Annotated in this window: 21 protein-coding genes; 13 read left to right on the top strand and 8 right to left on the bottom strand. The window is 61.8% G+C overall.

Annotated features, from left to right (window positions below):
- Window positions 1–185 (top strand): hypothetical protein (locus AC1DRE_RS24820; protein ID WP_476987126.1); only part of this gene is annotated, 185 nt, incomplete at its 5' end.
- A gap of 79 nt (window positions 186–264) precedes the next feature.
- Here AC1DRE_RS24820 and AC1DRE_RS24815 read toward each other — a convergent pair.
- A complete protein-coding gene (locus AC1DRE_RS24815; protein ID WP_476987125.1) occupies window positions 265–519 on the bottom strand; it encodes a helix-turn-helix domain-containing protein in 255 nt (84 codons plus the stop codon).
- A gap of 146 nt (window positions 520–665) precedes the next feature.
- On the opposite strand from AC1DRE_RS24815, the gene AC1DRE_RS24810 reads away from it, so the two are divergent.
- The 6 genes from AC1DRE_RS24810 (at window position 666) to AC1DRE_RS24785 (ending at window position 4,544) form a co-directional block, all read left to right on the top strand.
- Entirely contained in the window at window positions 666–1,538 is an 873-nt protein-coding gene (locus AC1DRE_RS24810; protein WP_476987124.1) for a DUF6994 family protein, read from the top strand.
- A gap of 51 nt (window positions 1,539–1,589) precedes the next feature.
- Window positions 1,590–1,757 (top strand): hypothetical protein, encoded by a 168-nt coding sequence (locus tag AC1DRE_RS24805; protein WP_476987123.1) that lies wholly within the window; start codon window positions 1,590–1,592, stop codon window positions 1,755–1,757.
- A 187-nt stretch (window positions 1,758–1,944) separates the two neighbouring features.
- Window positions 1,945–2,469: a helicase associated domain-containing protein gene (locus tag AC1DRE_RS24800; RefSeq protein ID WP_476987122.1), complete on the top strand. Its 525-nt coding sequence runs from the start codon at window positions 1,945–1,947 to the stop codon at window positions 2,467–2,469.
- Between the two features lie 67 nt (window positions 2,470–2,536).
- A complete protein-coding gene (locus tag AC1DRE_RS24795) occupies window positions 2,537–2,857 on the top strand; it encodes a PLDc N-terminal domain-containing protein (RefSeq protein WP_476987121.1) in 321 nt (106 codons plus the stop codon).
- Window positions 2,854–3,783 (top strand): ABC transporter ATP-binding protein, encoded by a 930-nt coding sequence (locus AC1DRE_RS24790; protein ID WP_476987120.1) that lies wholly within the window; start codon window positions 2,854–2,856, stop codon window positions 3,781–3,783. Before AC1DRE_RS24795 ends, AC1DRE_RS24790 begins: the two co-directional genes overlap by 4 nt.
- On the top strand, window positions 3,780–4,544 hold the full coding sequence (locus tag AC1DRE_RS24785) for an ABC transporter permease (RefSeq protein WP_476987127.1): 765 nt from the start codon (window positions 3,780–3,782) through the stop codon (window positions 4,542–4,544). Before AC1DRE_RS24790 ends, AC1DRE_RS24785 begins: the two co-directional genes overlap by 4 nt.
- A 97-nt stretch (window positions 4,545–4,641) precedes the next feature.
- On the opposite strand, the gene AC1DRE_RS24780 is transcribed toward AC1DRE_RS24785, so the two are convergent.
- From AC1DRE_RS24780 to AC1DRE_RS24770, 3 genes are all read right to left on the bottom strand, one after another.
- A complete protein-coding gene (locus AC1DRE_RS24780) occupies window positions 4,642–4,959 on the bottom strand; it encodes a DUF3040 domain-containing protein (RefSeq protein ID WP_476987119.1) in 318 nt (105 codons plus the stop codon).
- A 322-nt stretch (window positions 4,960–5,281) separates the two neighbouring features.
- Window positions 5,282–5,935, bottom strand: a complete 654-nt coding sequence (locus AC1DRE_RS24775) for a response regulator (RefSeq protein ID WP_476987118.1) — start codon at window positions 5,933–5,935, stop codon at window positions 5,282–5,284.
- Between the two features lie 4 nt (window positions 5,936–5,939).
- Window positions 5,940–6,890 (bottom strand): HAMP domain-containing sensor histidine kinase, encoded by a 951-nt coding sequence (locus tag AC1DRE_RS24770; protein ID WP_476987117.1) that lies wholly within the window; start codon window positions 6,888–6,890, stop codon window positions 5,940–5,942.
- A 239-nt stretch (window positions 6,891–7,129) separates the two neighbouring features.
- Between AC1DRE_RS24770 and AC1DRE_RS24765 the strand changes: the two genes are divergently transcribed.
- The 5 genes from AC1DRE_RS24765 (at window position 7,130) to nhaA (ending at window position 11,181) form a co-directional block, all read left to right on the top strand.
- A complete protein-coding gene (locus tag AC1DRE_RS24765) occupies window positions 7,130–7,402 on the top strand; it encodes a cation:proton antiporter regulatory subunit (RefSeq protein WP_476987116.1) in 273 nt (90 codons plus the stop codon).
- A 120-nt stretch (window positions 7,403–7,522) separates the two neighbouring features.
- The gene (locus tag AC1DRE_RS24760; protein WP_476987115.1) at window positions 7,523–9,007 is read left to right on the top strand and encodes a DUF1538 domain-containing protein; all 1,485 of its coding nucleotides are present in this window, start codon (window positions 7,523–7,525) and stop codon (window positions 9,005–9,007) included.
- Window positions 9,004–9,354 carry a P-II family nitrogen regulator gene (locus AC1DRE_RS24755; protein WP_476987114.1) on the top strand — a complete coding sequence of 117 codons (351 nt, stop codon included), beginning with the start codon at window positions 9,004–9,006 and terminating at the stop codon, window positions 9,352–9,354. Before AC1DRE_RS24760 ends, AC1DRE_RS24755 begins: the two co-directional genes overlap by 4 nt.
- A 31-nt stretch (window positions 9,355–9,385) precedes the next feature.
- Window positions 9,386–9,775: a CBS domain-containing protein gene (locus tag AC1DRE_RS24750; protein WP_476987113.1), complete on the top strand. Its 390-nt coding sequence runs from the start codon at window positions 9,386–9,388 to the stop codon at window positions 9,773–9,775.
- Window positions 9,776–9,849: 74 nt separating this feature from the next.
- On the top strand, window positions 9,850–11,181 hold the full coding sequence (gene nhaA / locus AC1DRE_RS24745) for a Na+/H+ antiporter NhaA (RefSeq protein ID WP_476987112.1): 1,332 nt from the start codon (window positions 9,850–9,852) through the stop codon (window positions 11,179–11,181).
- A 902-nt stretch (window positions 11,182–12,083) separates the two neighbouring features.
- Here the strand turns inward: nhaA and AC1DRE_RS24740 are convergent.
- From AC1DRE_RS24740 to AC1DRE_RS24725, 4 genes are all read right to left on the bottom strand, one after another.
- The gene (locus AC1DRE_RS24740) at window positions 12,084–16,088 is read right to left on the bottom strand and encodes a tetratricopeptide repeat protein (RefSeq protein WP_476987111.1); all 4,005 of its coding nucleotides are present in this window, start codon (window positions 16,086–16,088) and stop codon (window positions 12,084–12,086) included.
- Window positions 16,089–16,733: 645 nt separating this feature from the next.
- A complete protein-coding gene (locus AC1DRE_RS24735; RefSeq protein WP_476987110.1) occupies window positions 16,734–17,015 on the bottom strand; it encodes a hypothetical protein in 282 nt (93 codons plus the stop codon).
- On the bottom strand, window positions 17,015–17,995 hold the full coding sequence (locus AC1DRE_RS24730) for a caspase family protein (RefSeq protein WP_476987109.1): 981 nt from the start codon (window positions 17,993–17,995) through the stop codon (window positions 17,015–17,017). The genes AC1DRE_RS24735 and AC1DRE_RS24730 overlap by 1 nt, the downstream gene beginning before the upstream one ends.
- An 11-nt stretch (window positions 17,996–18,006) precedes the next feature.
- A complete protein-coding gene (locus AC1DRE_RS24725) occupies window positions 18,007–18,354 on the bottom strand; it encodes a TIR domain-containing protein (protein WP_476987108.1) in 348 nt (115 codons plus the stop codon).
- A gap of 587 nt (window positions 18,355–18,941) precedes the next feature.
- Here AC1DRE_RS24725 and AC1DRE_RS24720 point away from each other — a divergent pair.
- Window positions 18,942–19,283: hypothetical protein (locus AC1DRE_RS24720; protein ID WP_476987107.1), on the top strand; the 342-nt coding region annotated here is incomplete at its 3' end.

Below are 19,283 nucleotides of genomic sequence, written 5' to 3'. Positions count from 1 at the left end.
GTATAGCAGTGACTCTCTATGTCACCTGCCTCATCCTGAACGTGAGTATGGAGAATGCGGACCTGGCGGCAATCGTGGGCGCGGTGGGTTTGAGCGGGCCGACGGCGGGGATGACAGCTGGCAAAGGTGCCAAGTATCTCCTGGACAAGATTCCGACTGAAGGACAGCAGCCCGACCAGGATTAATGCGCGTTTTAAGCCGACGCTTCCTCGTCACTCGCAAGGAGAAGTGCGGCCACGGCGAGCAGTCCGTACTGCGCGCTGTCTACTCGACAGTCCCAGACTCCGCGTCATCCAGGAGATCGCCAGCGGCAATGTGTGAGGCTGTGCGCCGGTACGCTTCGGCGATGTAGTCTTCCAGATCCTGGAGGCCGATGCGCCACAGGCCCCTCCCGCCGACCTGAATTGCGCGCAGCTCTCCACTGCTGATCAGGCCCCGGATGAGGCTCGGCTTCACGTTGAGCTCTTCGGCTGCCTGCTCGACTGTCAGGAAGCGGCGCTTTGTGGGTTGATCAGTCACTGCACCATCCTATGGGCGCGTCGGGTACGTCGGGGCGGTGCTCCTGGTCTCGTCAACCAAATCCAAATGACCCGGCAAACCAGTGCGGTGAGATCCTGTCTCCCGTACGATGAACGCGTCTCATCACTCTGGTCTTTGGGGGAATCTTGAGGGATCCAAAATATCCGCAGCAGCATCTGCCACGCGTCTTCGACACTTCTTTCAACTACAAGACGGACACACCCGGGGGGACCAGGCGAGATCCCGACAGGTACAGCCAGTTGCTCCGGTGGGACCACCAGCTGCTGTGGAGCAAAGAGCTGTCGTCCGGCGTCCCTTTCGCTCCGAAGGTGACAACCAGACGGAGCGAGTACCTCATTTACACTGACGCCAATGAAAAGAGGCATTGCTATGGGAGCGATGCCATCACCAGCTCGTACACCGGAAGGTCAACTCCGGCGTCCCTGGTAAAGGCCATGGACGAGCTGAGCGATGACCAGAAGTCCGCCTACCTCGACCCGCCGTACACCATCGGCAGTGCAATGATTTGGCCCGTCAGGACGGGCCAAACCACGATGAACCAGGCCCGAGGGTTCGGTCCCTCAGGTCGGCTGATCGCTGATCGTATGGACCTGACCCTTGAATGCATCCGGCGGCACTACACCGGAGAGTCGGAGAACGCCCCCGCCGGCGCATTCAAAGACGCCTACAGAGACTTCTTCGCGGTCATCAACGCCCATAAGGACTTCTTCAAACTATTCGGGCAGGGGGAACAAGGATTCATAGCATTCGTGGACTTCTTCCACATGCAAGACCTCGTGACGCCGGACTACAAGGAGATTCGGTTCTTTGTGCCCTTTGAGGGCTTTGAGTCTTCCGGGATACCGGCGGACTACATCACGTACCGGAATGCCACGCTGGAGTTCATCGTGGGACGGCGGCGTCGGATGGCCGAGTGGGTCACGGAGCACCACCCCGAGATTGAGGTTCGTAACCCTTGGTGGCAGCCCAAGCCAGAGGAGTGCGTCCAGCTGCTCTGATAACTGTCCCCGCCCGCGTAGCCTAGGGCTAACTATTATTGGGGGGAACCAGTGAATGTAAGTCCAGCCTTCGGTGTTATTGGTGTTCTGTACGCGATCGTCACGATCGTGCTGGCCGGGCTGGCGGTCTACGCCCTGGTCCTCGTCATTGTTTTCCTTAGGCTGCGGATCGCCGAGCTGAAGCAGGCGGCACGGCCCAAAGACGATCCCCTGCGGTGATGACTCGGGCACGCGATTTACCCAGACCAAGCGCTGTGCCCCCGATCCGGAGTGGGTGCTGATGTACCGGCGGGGCATCCCCGCGCCGAAAATCGCAGCCGCTGACGGCGTCGCTGAAACCACGGTCAGATATCACCTGGCCATTGCGGCGAAGCTGGATCCCCGCATCAGGGCTGAGCATCAGGCAGTGCTTCCCGCCGCACCTCCGCGTATCACGGCCCCTGGCAAGCAAAACCTCGACGACATTCTCGCCTTCTACAAGACCGAAGGCCGGTTGCCCATCTTCAGCCGCTCGGCCCGGGAAAAGGCGCTGGCGGTGTGGCTGCATCGACGCCGTAAGGAAGCAGCGCAGGGCACCCTCTCCCCTGCCTACGCTGACGCCCTGGACGTGATCCCTGACTGGCGGAAACCATCGGCAAAACAGGCTGACGACGAAGCGCGCTGGACGCAGCGCCTTACTGAGGTCGCTGAGTACCGGGCTGCCGGGAACGATTGGCCCCGGCACAACAGAACCAACGACCCGTCAGAACGAATGCTTGGCGTGTGGCTGCACGTCCAACGCATCAACGACCGCGTCGGCAGGCTGGAAGGAGAACTTCAGCGTATGACCGCCCGTTCCCAAAGTTGCGCGGCCGGCGAAGGTCAGTCCGGGAATTGCCGTGCGGCGAACTTGGTTGAGCCCGGCGGTTCAGGGCTACATTGGATGATGTGAGCGAAGAACTTCAGTTGCGGAAGTTGTGGCCGACACCGAACGTGCGTCTGCCGGATAGGGAGGCACGATGAACACCGACCTCTTGACTCTCCCAGTTGGCTTTCTGGTGGTGCTGGCGGTCTTGGTCCTGATCACCCTGACGCTCATTGTGTTTGCCCTCATCGACCTGTACCGACGCCCGGCCGGGAGCGTTACTTTCGGCAGCAAGTGGGTATGGCTCGTGCTGATCCTCTGCCTGAACCTGCTGGGCCCCGTTTTATACCTCACGGTTGGCCGTAAACCTGCTCCCCCGGCCGATATTCCTCCTACAACGGAGAGAAGCCCCCACGGCGCAAATCACATCGTCGACAGGCTCTACGGACCGCCAAACCATCCGGATAAAAATTGAGCAAGGCTATTCAGGTCAGCGGTCTCACAAAGACCTTCGGGCAAAACCGTGCCCTCGACGCCGTCGACCTGTCTGTAGAGGAAGGCTCCATCTTTGGCTTCCTCGGCCCAAATGGTGCTGGGAAGACGACCATGCTCCGCCTCTTGACCGGCCTCGCCCGGCCCACTGCAGGCTCTGTCCAGATACTGGGGCAGGACGTCACGTCAGCCGACAACACGGTTCGTGCGGAGATCGGCTTCCTGCCGGACGTCCCCGCTTTCTACAACTGGATGACGGCCAAGGAGACCCTGCGCTTCGCGGGCAGGCTGTATGGAATGGCTGGTCCGCAGTTGGAAGACCGCGTGGATCTGCTGCTGGATGTGGCGGGACTAGGACACGTTGTCACCAAGACAGGTGACTACTCACGGGGGATGAGACAGCGTCTGGGAGTGGTCCAGGCCCTCATCAACGCTCCGCGGCTGCTCCTTCTGGATGAACCGACGAGCTCCTTGGATCCCATGGGACGGAAGGCTGTCCTGGAACTTATCGCATCGCTCCGCGGCCGCACCACGGTCTTCTTCTCTACGCACATCCTGGGCGACGTCGAGCGGGTCTGCGACTCCGCTGTCATTCTCGATCGGGGCCGAGTTGTGGTGCAGGCACCCATCGAGGAGCTCAAGAACCGCTACGGGAAGGAGAAAATCGTCGTCGTCGTCACCGACGGTGCTGATGCCTTGGCCGCGGCCCTGACCCAACGTGAGTGGGTTAGGTCAGTCACTCTCGGACCGAACGGCGTCATCGAAGTCACGGTCAGTGACGTTAGAGCGGCGCAGCACGGGATTCCAGCCATGGTGACCACTCAGGGGACGGGATTGTCACGCCTGGAAGTCAGAGAGACCGCCTTGGAGGATGTCTTCATCGAACTGGTGGGAGGTGACAGGCCCTGAACGGCTACCTCGTATTCGCCCGCAAGGAGACCCTGGAAATACTCCGCACCTGGCGCATCTGGGTGCTCCCCTCGATCGTCATCTTCTTCGCGCTCACCGGGCCGCCGCTAGCCCGCTTCACCCCCGAGCTCATCACCGCCCTGGTCGGGGACCAGCTCGGCCGGATCAACGTCCCATCGCCCACCTACCTCGACGCTTACGGGCAGTGGATCAAGAATCTGTCTCAAATCACCGTGTTCGCGTTGGTCATCACGTACGGAGGCCTCGTCTCATCAGAGGTCAAGAGCGGTACTGCTGTCTTCGTCCTCACCAAACCGGTGTCCCGCACCGCGTTCGTCATCGTCAAGGCCGTCATCCACTCTGCATTCCTCGCGCTGATCCTGGTCGTCGGGACCCTCATTACTTGGGGAATCACCGCCGCTGTCTTCGGAGAAGCACCGGGAAACACGCTGTGGAGGTCATCGCTTCTCTGGCTAGTGCTGGGCGTGCTCTTTGTTGCCCTAATGGCCCTCTTGTCCGTCCTGGTACCCTCCGCGGCGGGAGCCGCCGGGGCCGGACTCGGAGCGTACGTGCTGTTGTCCATCGGTGCCATCTGGAACCCGCTCAAGAGCTACTCCCCGGCAGGCATAACCGGCCAGGCAACGTCGATTGCCTCCGGCGCTGAGGTTCCGACGTCATTCTGGGCGGTTACGACGACGCTCGTGCTCTCCCTGGCCTTGGTCTGTCTGGCCGCAATGCTGTTCCGCCGCAAGGAACTGTAGATGTTCCTTTGCAGGAGTGATCAATACGTTCATCGGTAAGTCTCCTGTCAGGTGAGGTAGCGATGGTGAACGCCGACACCCCGCGAGCAGGCAGCGGTCAAAGGGGCAAGGGTCCGCCGTCCGCCCGGCGTTCTGGCTGCCGCCCGGTCACGTCCCCTATGCGGAGGTCGCTAAGGAACCAGCTGGCTCCTGCGACCATCAGCAGGAAGCCAGCGACGCCGATGACCGCAAGCTGTGTGATGATGCCGGCGATGACCAAGGCGAAGCCGGCCAGAACGGCCAGGACACCGTAGATAGTACGAGGGGAAGCCGGGTTCCTGCCCGATTGCAGCTGCCTGTCCAGACCCGGGTCGGATAGGGCCAGTTCCTGTTCGAGCTTTTCAAGGCGTCTGCGCTCTTCATCTGACAGAGCCATGACTGCTTCCCGCCCTCCTGCGTACAACCGTGAGCCGGAGGACTGCAGCGTCCCGGCGCGGTTCGACAGGATCGGTCCAGGAGCCCAGGCCGAACAACCTGGCTGTACCGGGGGCGGGGCCGATGAGGCCCAGGAGAATCCTCAGCGTGGTGGATTTGCCTGCACTGTGGGGGCCCAGAAGATCGTGGAATTCACCGCCGACGACTCTCGGGTAAGGTCTGCACGGTGCACGTGTCCTGCCGAAATCTTGGACAAGGCCGATAGTTTCAACGAAAGGTTGTGATGGTGCAGTCATGCGCCGTCCCTCCTCAGGTCGGACCGCTTATGGCTCGATGAGCCCTGTGCGGATGGCGAACCTTGTGAGGTCCAGCCGGTCGCGCAACCCGAGCTTCTGCAGGACGTTGGCCCGGTGGCGATCGACGGTCTTCACGCTGATCCTGAGGATGTCGGCGATCTCCTTGGCGGAGTTCCCCTCTGCGATGAGCTTCGTAATCTGCTCCTCGCGGGGCGTGAGGATCCTGTCCGGCATCCGGTCACCACGCCGGTCGCGCTCCAGATAGTCGCGGATGAGCGCGGTGACCGCGCCCGGGTAGAGAAACGACTCCCCGCGCATCGCTGCACGGCACGCCTCGATGAGATCGCGGTCGGCCACCGACTTGAGCACATAGCCCGAGGCCCCGGCGCGAAGCGCCTCGAAGAAGTACTGCTCGTTGTCGTACATCGACAGGATGAGGATCCGCACGTCGGGCGCGCTTCGCGCTATCTGTCGCGCCGCCTGGATGCCGGTCATCCGGGGCATGGCGATGTCGAGAACAGCGAGGTCAACCCCGCCCGCGGTCGCGGCGGCGACGGCCTCTGTGCCGTCGGCGGCCTCGGCCACGACGGTGAGGTCGGGTTCGGCGTCGAGGATCATGCGAAGGCCGCGGCGGACCAGGGCGTGGTCGTCGGCGAGCAGGATGCGCGTGGGTTCGCCCATCGGATCAGCTCCCCGTCTCGACGCCGGGAACGACGAGGCGAACGTCGGTCCCCCCGCTCGCCCGTGCGGCGATCGTCAGCTCGGCACCGATGAGCAGGGCGCGTTCGCGCATCCCGCGGATGCCCGCGCCTTCGCGGAGGTCACCGCCTTGCCCGTCGTCGCGAATCCGCAGGGTCAGCCCCTTCGTCGTCGAGGTGAGCGCGAAATCGACTCGTGTTGCGTGCGCGTGCCGGGCGACATTGGTGAGCGCCTCCTGCGCGATGCGGTAAAGCACAAGCTCGACGTCTCCGCTGAGCTCGGGGAGGTCATCATCGAGCTCCCAGGTCACGGGGATCCCGCTCGAGCGGGAGAACTCCGAGCCCAGCGAATTCAGCGCGCTCCGCAGGCCGAGGTCCGCGAGCACGCCCGGGCGCAGACGCTGCGCCACCTGGCGGACCTCCTCCAGGCTGGAGCGGACCGCCTCCTGGGCGACGAGGCTCTCCTCGCGGAGCTCGTCGGGAGATCGATCGACAACCCGTTTGAGACTGAGGAGAGCAACGGTCAGGCTCTGGCCGATCTGGTCGTGCAGTTCCCGCGAGATCCGTTGGCGTTCCCCCTCCTGCGCGGCCAGCGCGAGGGCGCTGCTCGCGCTGTTCTCCGCCTCCAGCCGGTCGAGCATCTCATTGAAGGTGCGGATGAGGTGCTCGAGGTCGCCGTTGCCGGCTTCGATCGCCCGGTCGCCACCGCGTCGCAGCAGGCCCACTCGGCGCATCACGGCGGTCAAGGCGTCGAGCGGCGCGAGGCTGGCCCGCACCAGGGCGGCGTTCGCGGCGAGGATGAGGGCCAGTCCGATGAGGAGGACTGGTACCTCGGTGAGCAGGACGGGCGAGGACACGGTCGCCGGCGAGAGTGCCAACACGAGCGTGCCGATCGCGAAGAGCAAACCGTTGATGATGAACAGTCGCCAGAACAGCAACTGTGCTGGTCCTTTCGGAGGCACGCCGCGTGCCGTTCCGGCGGCCCTGGTTTCGAGCGGAGTCCGCATGCGTACTAGCCTTGCGCGGCCCGCGTCCTTTGTCCATGAGGGCTGGCACCCACGGGCGGCGGAGTTTCGGGCGCGCGGCGCACCGGAAATGGGTGTCAGGCCCAATGGCGCGTCCCTGACCGCATAGGGAGACTGGATTTACCCCTAGAACCGACGGAACGGAGTGCCCAATGGAGATCACCCACTCCACGGTGCCCGGCTCCGGCGTGCTGCACGACTGCCTGACCCGCGATGGCCAGCAATTCCGCATCCTCGTCGCGCGTCCCGGCAGATGCGAAATCTTCGTTTACGACTCGGCGGAGCTTGATCGGGTAGTGGCAAGGATCGTGCTCGAGGAGGACGAGGCCGATCAGGTCGCCGAGCTCCTGCACAGCCAGCCGATCACCGATCGGATCGCCGAACTTGAGCGTCGGGTCGCCCGGCTCGCAGGGAGCGGGCGATGACGGTCGTGGACCCGCGCGTGTCGTCGATTCACACCGGAGCCTCGGTTGGTAGATGCGACTGGGCTGGCCCGGCAGACTGAAAAGCCGGGTACTCGCAGGATCATTCCGGGAGAGGACCCGATGGAGCACCTCAGCCGATTCGCCAGCGAATTCCTTAAGGCGCTCAGGAACCTTCTGCCCATCGTTATCGTGGTTGTTCTGTTCCAACTGCTGGTGTTCCGCTCCATGCCCGATGACCCACTGGAGCTGGTGGCGGGACTCCTGATCGTGGCTGTGGGCATTGCCCTGTTCCTGTATGGCCTGGATCTGAGTATCTTTCCGGTCGGGAAGAACCTGGCGAATCAGTTCGTCCGGAGCGGGGCGCTGGGGTTGTTGCTACCCTTTGGGTTTGCCATTGGCTTCGCTGCCTCCGTCGCGGAGCCGGCGGTGATCGCTGTCGCGGAGCAGGCCCAGCTGGTCAGCGATGGTCGGATCAATGCGCTGGTGCTGCGCTTTGTCATCGCTGTGTCGGTGGGTCTGGTCTTGATCTTGGGCGTACTGCGTGTCCTGCGGGGCTGGGCGGTGTACAAACTGCTGATCGCGGGCTATGCGTTGGCGCTGGGACTGACGTATATCGCCCCGCCGGAGATCATTGGTCTTGCCTACGATTCGGGCGGGGTCACCACCAACATCGTCAGTGTCCCGCTGATCGCGGCGATCGGTCTCGGTCTGGCCAATTCCATCAGGGGACGCAGCCTGCTCGCCGACGGCTTTGGCCTGGTGGCACTTTGCGTGATGGTGCCCATGATCGGGGTGCAGCTCTACGGCATCTGGGTCTACACCTTCGGCGATGCCGGGGCGGCTCCGCCGGTCACCGGCACCGGGGAGGCCCCGACGGATTGGGTGGTCGGCGTGATCCTTGGCCTCGCCGGAATGATCCGGGAAGTGCTGCCGATCGTGGGCGTTGTCCTCTTCTTCCAATGGGTTGCGCTCCGGCGAAAGCTGCCCCACCCCCTGCGGGTCGTCATTGGCTTCATCATGGTCCTGGTGGGACTGTATGCCTTTGTCGTGGGGCTCAAGCTCGGGCTGTTCCCGCTCGGGACCCTGATGGCGGAACAGCTGATTCAGCAGGGAATCCCGGCCCTGATCCTGCTGTTCGCGCTGCTCATCGGCTTCGCGGTCACCATGGCCGAGCCTGCCCTGGTCGCCATCGGCGAGCAGGCCCAGGAAGCATCCCCGGGCAAGATCAGCGCGTTCGCCGTCAGGGTCATTGTCGCTGTTGGCGTCGCCCTCGGGATCGGATTCGGCGTCTATCGCATTCTCGTGGGAGGGCCGTTCCACTACTTCATCATGACCGCCTACGCCGTCGCTATCGTGCTGGTGTTCTTCGCACCGAAATACATCATCGCCCTGGCCTTCGACCTGGGCGGGGTGACGACGTCGGAGATCACGGTGCCGCTGGTAACAGCCCTTGGCATCGGCCTAGCAACGGCGGTCGAAGGACGCGACGCCCTGATCGACGGTTTTGGGCTGATCGCGTATGCCTCGATCTTCCCCGTCATTTCCGTCATGGTGTATGCCATGGTGATGGAGAGATTTCCCCGTCTGAGGAGGGAACCGGCATGAAATTCACAGCAGTCATCGTGATTGCCCCGGACGAGCTTGAAGACAAGGTGATTGAACACGCCCAGCAGGCCGGTGCCACGGGTGTGACCATTTTGCCGGGCAAGGGCATCGGGGGTGAGGCCAGGAAGACGTTTTTCGGGCTCACCTTCGAAGGGACGCAGTCCGTGCTGCTGATGGTCGTCGGCGCTCACCTGACTGCCCCCATCCTGAAGGAACTGCACTCGATATTGGTTCAAGGAACGGAATCCCGGGGCCTGGCCTTCGCGATTCCGATCGAGCACCTGACCGGGATCGATATGCGGCAGGTGGTCAGGTTCGAGGAGCATCTGCGCCGCGAGGGCTCCTGAAGCAGGCCCGGAAACGTTACGAGGAGGAAAGATGCTCACCGTCAAAGATGTCATGGTCCCCGAGGTCGTCACGATCTCCCCCTACAGCACGCTGCGGGAGGCGCTGTTCATGATGAAGGAGCGCCAGGTGAAGAGCCTGGTAGTGGAGCGGCAGCACGCCCACGACGCCTACGGCCTGCTCAGCTACAGAGAACTCCTGGACACGGTCGTTGCGCAGGAGGGGGATGTGGACCTCCTGAACGTCTATGACGCCGCCACGATTCCCGCGATCACTGTCAACGAGGACCTGTCCGTCCGCCAGGCAGCCGCCCTGATGAGCCGCTATCACCTCAGCCGGCTCGTCGTGGTGGAAGGCAATCAGCTCGTCGGGCTGCTCGCCATGAATGACATCCTCGCCCGGCTCATGGAGGAACTAACGTGACATTCGCCCGGCTGCGCTGACCACTACGTCGGCGAGGGACATTGTCTTGTCGGGACTACTCGAGGACGCAAAGAATGGACCAGAACTCACCGGACTCCCGCCCCCGCTTCTTCCTGCTCGGAGGGGAAAGTTCTTCCGAGTTGCTGCGCATCGGTTCCATCCTGCGCAAAGAGACTGTCGGCGGCGCGCTGCTCGTGGCAGCTGCGATCATCGCTCTCATCTGGGCAAACTCCCCGCTCTCCGCCGGTTACTTCCAGCTGAGGGATATCCGGGTCGGATACGAGCCGTGGCATCTGGACCTCAGCCTGGGCGAGTGGGCGTCGGACGGTCTGCTGGCCATCTTCTTTTTCCTCGTCGGCCTTGAACTTAAGCGGGAGTTCCTGATCGGGGATCTGCGCGAGCCCAGCAAGTCGGTCGTGCCCGTTGCCGCTGCCGCAGGTGGGGTCGCTGTTCCCGCCATCATCTATTCCGTGGTCAACCTGGCCAGTCCCGAAACGCTGAGGGGGTGGGCGATCCCGACGGCGACGGACATCGCCTTCGCCGTAGCTGTTCTGGCCCTGATCGGGTCGCACCTGCCGGGTGCGTTGCGGATTTTCCTCCTGACACTCGCAGTTGTCGATGACCTGATCGCAATTGGCGTCATCGCGTTCTTCTACTCGCAGGACATTCGTCCGGAACCGCTGCTGCTGGTGCTGCTCGCCTTGGGTTCCTACACCTTTCTTGCACACAGGTACCGGCGGTTCTTCAGTACAGGGGCAGCGGCCTGGCTGATCCTGCTTCCCTTGGGTGCTGCCGCCTGGGTGCTGGTCCACAATTCAGGGATTCACGCGACTGTTGCAGGAGTCATGCTGGGCTTCTCTGTCCCGCTGGCTCACTCCAACGGCGGACCGCAGCCGGGTGGGGGGTTGGCCGAGATCCTGGAGCACCGGCTGCGCCCCGTTTCAGCTGGTGTCGCCGTGCCGGTGTTCGCCTTCTTTGCCGCCGGTGTACAGGTGGGCGGCCGGGACGGGATCGGATCCTTGGTCTCGAACCCGGTGACTGTCGGGATCATCATCGCCCTGGTCGTGGGCAAACCGATCGGGATTCTCGGAACGGTCTGGCTCCTTACCAAGGCCACCAGGGCAAGACTGGACCGTTCCATCAAGTGGATCGACATTTTCGGAGTTTCGCTCCTCGGCGGGATCGGCTTCACCGTTTCCCTGCTGGTTGCGGAGCTCAGCTTCGGCCACGGCAGCAACTACGGTGACCAGGCGACGACCGGGATCCTGGCGGCGTCCCTCATCGCCTCACTGCTGGCGGCCACGGTCCTGCTGCCCAGGAACCGGCACTACCGACAGGCCAGCTCGCCCCGGCCTGCCAGCGCAGCCGGCCCAGGCTCCGAAGAGTCTTCGCAATCGACTGCATAAACTGTCCGACGCAGGGGGCCCGGCACCGGACGCAACAAGGCTGCCGGCCGACCTGCCACGGTAACCCGCTGCACCAGATCATGGAGCGGGAAGAGAACCATCACTGCGATCTTGCCGTCTAGCGTTGCTCGGCGAGGGAAGGACCGTCAGCCAGACAGCCAACGCCTGCGCGTACTCCTCCGCCAGCGCGTTCCGGCCTTCGGGCGGACGCCAGTGTCGCTGTACCGGTAGGGGCCGACGGCAAGCCCGGGCAGCAGCTCGGCGGGTTCGGGCAGGCGCTGCTTCCGCGCACATGTTTGACGGTAAGCCTGCCATCGCTCGAATGCCTTCACGCATAAATAGTTAAGAACATACCCCCGGGGGTCTATGTGAGGGGTATGTTTTTCGCTCATAAACGAGGACAAAAGATCCCTGCGAAATCAGCACAAACAGCCCCATCCCACTGCGATCACCACATGTTCACTAGCTGGAACGGCCGGAAGCATAGGCGTGATTTCGCTATCAAAGAAGAACACGAAGCCCGCAGGGCAAAGGAGGTGATCGGTTCCACTGCTGAGGCGGTGAATACTTGAGTCCATCCGCCACCGCGCCATGTCTCACGCTGACCCCGAACCGGAGGGCGACTTCCTCGTTGGCCGCGACCCCTGGTGACAGGATGGGCTTGGAGTCGTGATCGCTTCTGGCCAGCGTGCAAAAGCAAGATCGGTGACAGCGGCAACGACGCCAGGGCAGTCCTGAGTAACCAATTCCCACGCAAGCGGGAAATCTTTGTGCACTGCAACGCACGAAAGGCGCTGCTCGACGGGACTCGACTTGTCATCGCCGACGAGGTCTCATAGCCTTCGTTGCGTCGGGGAGCACCGTGGTGCGAGATCACCAGAGTCTTGGACCAACTGCTTACATCAACTGGGACCGCTACCGAGAGTACCGGGCTTCTGAAGGATCTCTACTTCCTGCTGCGTGAGCTCAGTCCTCGTTGCCAGCAGCTCAATGTCCTGCCTCACCTGCTCCCATGCTGGCGCGGCTTCGCGATGCGTCGGGTTGGCCGCTGAGAGAAGCTTAGCAAGATCCATACCAACCTCGACGACATCCCGGAGTCGCGTCGGATTGCCAGGGTCAAGTGCGGTCAACTCGCGAAAGTACCGGTCCGCCTCCTGGTGGAGGGCTGCTGCGGTTTCGACATCCTCGGACCCGACGAGGACTCCAGCATTATTGAGTGCAACGGCAAGTAACCGAATCTCTTTCAGATCCCCTTGATGGTTCGGGAGCCTGCGCTTCTGCAACTCAATACATTCGCGCCATTTGGCGAGTGCACTCGCTGGTTCAATCGAGCTCGAAGCTTCCGCATTCCATGCCAGTGAGCGCCCGAGTTGCCACTCCCAGTCTTCGTCACTTGGGTGACCTTCCAACTGGGCTTTCGCGAAGTGGACAGCTTCGGCGTAGAAGCGGCTGGCTTCGACGGGGTCGATGTCGTCAACAATGACTCCTGAGTTCTTGAGCGCCAGCCAGTGAACCAGGGCGGGGAAGCCGTCGGCAACATCCAAGTCGAGAACCTTCCGGTAGCCGAGAAGCGCAGTTACCGTGTCCTCCTTGGGAATGGCGTCGGCACTCCACTTGAGTGCCCATGCCAAGTCGTTCTTCCATCGGGGCTCACTTGGCTCCACCGCAAGGAGGTGGCGTGCGACTTCAGCAGCGCGGCCGGCGAACTCTTGCGCCGCTGGATGTGAGACCTGGCGGAGGTGCTTAGTGGCGTGCATTAGCCCGTATAGCAGATCCGATTGGGCCGAAGTGGATGCCTCGCTGTAGGCCGACTCCGCCAAGTTCTCGAAGATTGAAGTTGCTTCGCGAAAGTCACTGAGCGCTGAGTCAGGCTCCGCAGGCAGGTACCGCGAGTTGGCGTTTAGCAGTGAGAAGGCGAGTCCCCGACGGACCAGCCGGTTGCCGGGATAATCATCTGAGAGGCGACGGCGCGCAGCGTGGGTCGCCACAAAAAGGTCATGCGCGGGGGCACTCATCGAGACACGATCGAATTCGGTGGCGAGTCCGAAGATAGCGCGGGTTGCCTTGTAGGCATCGTCAGGTGAGGCATGCTCGACTATGAGTCGAAGTGCTTTCTGGATCGTGGGTACCGTAGAAGCCAGAGCATCAAGTTCCTTGCTTCGCGATGTGTTGGTGGCCTGGCCCTCTAGGAAGCGGTCGATGGAGAAACTAAAGTCGCTGGCAGCCGTCTTGCTGTTATTGAGGTTCTCGGTGAGCGACGAGAACTGTGTCACTACCTCTACCCAGGTGTCCGGCCCCTCAGCGTCCTGAAGACTTCTACTGTTTTCGGCCAAGTAGAGAAGGGAGAAGCCCAGCCGGCGGGCAAACCCGTAATCCTTGGGGGTCTCTGCTACCAGTGCTCGCCGTATCGCCACGGCTTCCTGATAGAGGGCCTGCGCACCTCTAGCGTCGGTCTTATTGGTGAAGGTGCCCAAGTCATTGAGTGCGATGGACAGATTCAGTCTGCTCTCGTGGAGCTCGTCTGGCGTTGAACTCTTCTGCTTGGCGACGATCTGCGCCGCCTCGCGTGCGGCTTCCAGGGCGGACTCGTAGCTCGTCCTTGCTTGCCAAACGAGGTCTTCGTCAGAAGTCTTGGCGGCGAGTTTCTGCTGGATATCACCGGCAAGGCGGTTCGTCTCAAACCGCAGAGCTGGGTCGTCGGCGGCTGCTGAAACCTCCATGGCCTGTTGCAAAAGTTTGAGGGCTCCGTCGGGGTTGTCCTGCTGTGACTCGACCTTGGCCTGCAAGACCTTGATCCAACCTGCTTGTGACAGCCGTCCAACTTTGGTGTACTCGGAGTGGGCTTGGTCGAAGTATCGCCTGGCGGTGTTAAGGTCACCGGATTCTCCATGCGACCGACCAAGTTGCTCGGCTGCCCAAGCAGCGTCTTCTGGTGCTCCATACTCCGAGCGGAACATGAGCAACTCCTGAAGTGCTGCCTTCCGCTTGTCGACGTTGTCTTCATGGTCTGCCACTCGCACAAGCCAGTTCAGCGCCTCATCAACAGTCTTGGTTGGGTCGAGTCGTGGCAGCATTAGCGAAAGCTGAACCCTGGGTGCCTCGCGAAGCGCCCTTGCTTCTTGAAACAGCGCCGTCGCACGTTCCAAGTTCCCGCGTTCGAATTCGGCGTCGCCGAGTTGGACCTGCGCCATGGCGATCAGTGTCGAGATGCCTTCCGACTCGGCGAAATCAAGCAAATCACCAGAGTAGTTGCATGCGGCCTCGCGATCTTGGGCGTCTTCAGCCGACCCGATCCGCTGCATCAGACGCTGAAAGCGGACTGCAGCGATTCGATTGAGCCGCACGGTGCCAACACGAACCCGACCGGGCCGGTTCTGAAAGCGTGTCGCGTACCGCGCCCGCAGGATGATTCGGCTGTCGCCACCTTTTTCCACGGCGTCGAGTGCTGCCAGAGCACGCTCGACCATGGGTTCGTGCGCGCCAACGGGCGACGCCAGGAGGACTTGACGGGCACCCGCGAGGTCTCCATAAAGCGCCACTCTCTCCCACGCGCGACCGATGAGCCCAGACGCGTCCGACGAGTCGAGTTCGGTCTGGTTGAGGATGGACTGCGCCTTGGTGCGCTCTCCGACATCCATCAAGTAGGCGGCCTGCTGGAATGGATCTTCGGCCATGGCAACCGCTTCCGAAACGGCCCCCTCCGCGTCGAACTGCAAATCACCAGCAAGAACCATCTGGAAGTGAAGAAGCGCCGCGATATAGGAGGACCAGTCTCGTCCGCCCGACATGTAGTGAATCGGACGCCCCGCCTGATCGAACGCAACAGCAGTCAGCATCAGCTTGAGCTCATCGGGAAGCTTGTGTTGTGACCTAAACTTCAGTGCCTCGTCGATATAGGCATACCGCTCGATGGTGTCGACCACGTTGTCAGGCGGAAACAGGACCAGGGTCTTTCCGAGCAATCCGAGCTCCAACAACTGGGTCATCTCCCAGCCCAGGCTCTGAGTCTTTCCCGCAAGCACGAGGAGCCCGTCAGTTCGCGACGCAGTGGACCTGATCGCGTCTTTCCAGTTGTCGTGGTCCCAATAGGTGCGCGATGCGCCGAGCATGGGGAGTTTCTCGCCTGGCTTGCCAACGCCCACTAACTCGCTACGGCCTAATAGTGCAGATGAGAGCACCTCCTCGAATCGCTTCCTGCCAGGGACGAAGCGATATCGCGGACCTATCGAGCCATAGGGCGAATACAAGCGAAGGTCGTCGTCTCCGAAAGATCGGAGGAAGAGGACTGCGTCAGTCTTGGTGGTCCTAGCGAAATCGAATTCCTTCACCTTCTGGAGATGCCGGTCGATGATCGCAACGGGCAGGTAACAGTAGGTGAGGAGCCCGATAGCGAGAGCCATCAGCGGAATCCCCGAGAACCACTCACCGGTGTTTACGTGAGCGATTCCTTGGCCAGCTGTGAAGATTCCTACGGCGACAATCGCTCCCTTGAGACCAAGAGTGAGCAGTGCGACCGCGATATCAGTCCTTGACCGGGGCCCTCTTCCGTCGACCAAACCAAACAAATCGGATACCAGCCAAGAAAACGTGCCTGCGGCGACAACGTACAGGCCAATAAGGGCCGCAGGGATCCACAACGTAAGTCCAAACCAAGTCATGCCGACGGTCAACAACAACGCGAAGACCCCTGGCCCGACAACGATCTTTCGCATCATTCGCCGGACCGTAACTGCTTGGTCATCGATTTCCTGCACGCGGCCACCGGCCTGCTCAAACTCGGCCATTTCCTCAAGGAGCCATCCGTAGTTCGGCTTGTTCCTGCGTCGCTCGACCATGCCTCGGTCAGTGAGGGCGTTGACCAAGACAAAGGCGCTTATTAGCAGAAGGAAGACGGCAAGACCAAGCATCGATCAGCCCCTCACTGCGCCGTCGGGCCAGATGGTCGTCTGGTCGTGGTGGGTCGCCGGGTGTTTCGCGATGGCTGAGGCTCCTTCCGGCAACTGCCGAGTTCTTTAGGCCCTTGATGGCATACTTGTCGATGCCCACCAAGAGGCCTCGGCTGTCGCTCATGCACTCTCCCCGTCCAACCCGACTCTATGGGTGACAATGGGTTGAGTGTACTCGTTCGGGGACGGGATTCGATCCCATCGATGAAAGAGTTCGGGACCCTATCCGTACGACGCCCAGGCAGTGCGGCAGTCCCGTGCGGGTGGAAGCCATCCAGCAGCACCAGGAAGGCAGCTGCTGGTGTGGTCAGAGCTGGTGGTGACGGGAACCAGGCCAGGAACTTAATCACGTTCATTCGCCTCCCATCCGGAAAACGAGTTCCCGAGCGCCCCCAAGAAGCCTGCCGAAGGCCCTCTAATTTAGCCTCCTCATAGCTGGGACCCACCGTGGCTGGCTTCGTCGACGCTGGTCGATGTCGTGGACCGACATCCGGGACATCTTGCTTGGTTCCTGAGGTTTCAAGCACGAGTTGAGCCCCAAGGCAGGACCCTGGGGGCGCTCCCTCTCGCTATCAACGTAAGTCGTCCCCCCACGACGGAAGGTCGTCAGCTGTTCAGCGCGTCTATGACGACAGGCAGGTACCTGCGCACCTGCTCCCGGTCGCTGTCCTTCTCTCGCTCGGACAGCTGTGCGTAGGGTGTCTCGATCTGGGCCTGCCAACGCGTTGCCAGTTCAGCGGGAATCACTAGAGAACCATCATCCTGGCGCTCACACTGGTCGTGGACGTACCGCTGCCAGTGCGCCCACCGTTCGTGCTCGATGGCCGCCAGCTGTTCGACGGTGTTCACGCTCTCAAGCGCTTCACGGATCCCATCGGGCGAGGGCATTAGATCAAGTCCTGTTTCACGAGCTTCCAATAGTGCTGGCCGAGCACGGTCAGCTCACAGGCCTTCGATTCCATCGCAGCGTGCCACATATGAGGCGCATCGACCGGGCGGACCAGGTTGACTTTGACCAGCGCCTGCAGCACGGCAAACTCAGCGGTCTTGACCGGGTCCGGCAACGGAACAGACTCATCCTCTGTTCCAGAGCGATGCGGCTCATAGCTGGGGTCCAGCTGGAGCTGTCTGGTTGGCTCGTCGAACAGGACCGTGAGCTTTTGCAGCTGGGCCAGCTCGATCGGTGCCTTCGTCTCCCGGAGCGAGACGAACTTCTTCACGTTCGTCTTGAACACAGGCCGTTGCGCCCAGTTCCCGAGGGACTGGTCGATGTGCGCGTAAACGCTCCCGGGGGTCACGTCGCCCACCAGGTTACCCGCGGCCCCGCTCAACGCATCCACGAGCAGGCTGGTGAACACCCCCGAGCCGCCGGTCTCCATGGCGTACTGCTCGGCGGTCGACGCAGTGAGGATGGTGACGCCCTCCTTGATCTCGGCGACCTGGGCCGCGACAGCGTTGCCGCCCGCGACTCCGCTGTGGCAGCTGTCGAGGATGATCACCTTGTTCTTTGCCGGCGAGCTGTTCGCGAAGGTCATGACATCGAACAGGGAGAGCCCGTCGTGCCCGTCAGCGCAGTCGCTCGCGCACAGGTAGCCGCCGGCCCCGTCGATGAAGCCGTGGCCAGAGAAGTAGAACAACGAGATCTCGGCGTCGTCCTCGAAGAGCTCCTCGACGGCCTCCCTCAGCTGGGTGCGGGTCACAGTTGCCCCGGGGCCGGTGCTTGTCATCAGCCTCGGCTGCTGGAAGTTGAGCGTGCCGTCCGCGTGCCGCTCGAGTACGGCCTTGACGGCGTGTGCGTCATTCACTGCGCCGCTGAGTGACCCGATTTGGTCGTAATGGTCGATCCCGACGATGAGCGCTTTACGCATGTTGCCGAACCTCAGAGAGAGTCAATGAAGGTGGAAATGTTCACATCGCTCCAAGCGACCGTGCGGAACCCATCCAGCCTCGTGCTGTCGGTGGAGTACGCCCAAACGCCGAGAAGCGGCTTGCCCTCTTCCTTGGCGCATTCGATCTCCCACTTCTGCCCGGAGGACGTCACCGAGTTCTTGCTCACCAGTGCAATCACCCCATGCGAGCGGCGGATGCGCGTACGGACCTTGTCCTTCCAGCCTGAGTCGTAAGGTTCCTTGACCGACATGTCGATGAACTCGTACGGTGCGCGAGAGTGCAGCGACTGCCCCTTCAACAGGTCCCGCATACGCTCGTCCTCAATAGCAAACGCCACGAAAACAGTCTTCTTCTCAGCCAACTCGGCCTCCCCAAATGTGCGAGCTGCAACCATCATTAGTCGCATCAGAACTCACTGAAGAGACTATCGGCACCCAGTGACATTTTTCGTGTCAGGGCGGACATGGCAGAGGAAACTGGAGCATAAAACGCGGTAAAACCTGCCATCTCCCGCCCCTACCATACGCTCACTTAAAGGCATACACCCGGGGGTCTATGTGAGGGGTATGTTTTTCGCTCTTAAACGAGGAGACAAGACTCCTGCTAAATCAGCACAAGCAGCCCCATCTCACTGCGAATACCACATGTTCACTAACTGTCGAGTTCCGACAGCACACGCCGGCAAAACTCGCCGTCGAGGGTGAGGGAAAGAGTTAGTGATGCATCCGCGTAGGTCCCGGAACTGGAGGCTCGTCCCTGGTCGCCGCCGCTCGGATTTCGGTGTGGTCACAGGAGGCTCACGGGCAGACGGCTCCGATGCCGATGCCTGCGGTTTTCCACATAGACCAAGACGCAGTAATCGTGAAAGCTGCGCCGAATTGGCACCGCTCCAGAATTGTCGGCCAGCATCAGTAGAGTTGACCCATGATCCCGGAAGACCGCTTGATGACCGTCAGCTCCGTGCTTCAAGGCGGGTTCACTACAGACAGTGTCTCTGCCTTGGCCTCGTTTTCTGTCCCCGAGGTTCCTAGTTGGATCACAGACATTACTGCAGCCACACCCGGCTTCGGCTTGTCGCTAGAGAAGCTTGGCTTAGACGCAACGAAGTTGGTGGATTCCACTGCCATATCGTCGATTGCTAGTGCCGCACTCCTTGGCGACAACTACATGAGTGCGATGGAAAAACTTGGCCTGGACTCGATGAAGTCCTTGGACAAGCCGTTCGCGGGGCTGGACTCAGTCCTAGGCTCAGGACTGGATATGGGC

This window comes from Arthrobacter sp. P4_H3 (assembly GCF_056400885.1).
The sequence above is the reverse complement of the archived record's forward strand: the minus strand, read 5'-3'. Positions and strand labels throughout refer to the sequence as shown.

Bases quoted from the DNA above. Each gene is read 5' to 3' on its own strand.
- AC1DRE_RS24775 (WP_476987118.1), bottom strand. From the start codon at position 5,935: ATGGGCGAACCCACGCGCATCCTGCTCGCCGACGACCACGCCCTGGTC.
- AC1DRE_RS24730 (WP_476987109.1), bottom strand. From the start codon at position 17,995: ATGCGTAAAGCGCTCATCGTCGGGATCGACCATTACGACCAAATCGGG.
- nhaA (WP_476987112.1), top strand. From the start codon at position 9,850: ATGGACCAGAACTCACCGGACTCCCGCCCCCGCTTCTTCCTGCTCGGA.
- AC1DRE_RS24750 (WP_476987113.1), top strand. From the start codon at position 9,386: ATGCTCACCGTCAAAGATGTCATGGTCCCCGAGGTCGTCACGATCTCC.
- AC1DRE_RS24760 (WP_476987115.1), top strand. From the start codon at position 7,523: ATGGAGCACCTCAGCCGATTCGCCAGCGAATTCCTTAAGGCGCTCAGG.
- AC1DRE_RS24765 (WP_476987116.1), top strand. From the start codon at position 7,130: ATGGAGATCACCCACTCCACGGTGCCCGGCTCCGGCGTGCTGCACGAC.
- AC1DRE_RS24795 (WP_476987121.1), top strand. From the start codon at position 2,537: ATGAACACCGACCTCTTGACTCTCCCAGTTGGCTTTCTGGTGGTGCTG.
- AC1DRE_RS24740 (WP_476987111.1), bottom strand. From the start codon at position 16,088: ATGCTTGGTCTTGCCGTCTTCCTTCTGCTAATAAGCGCCTTTGTCTTG.
- AC1DRE_RS24755 (WP_476987114.1), top strand. From the start codon at position 9,004: ATGAAATTCACAGCAGTCATCGTGATTGCCCCGGACGAGCTTGAAGAC.
- AC1DRE_RS24780 (WP_476987119.1), bottom strand. From the start codon at position 4,959: ATGGCTCTGTCAGATGAAGAGCGCAGACGCCTTGAAAAGCTCGAACAG.
- AC1DRE_RS24735 (WP_476987110.1), bottom strand. From the start codon at position 17,015: ATGCCCTCGCCCGATGGGATCCGTGAAGCGCTTGAGAGCGTGAACACC.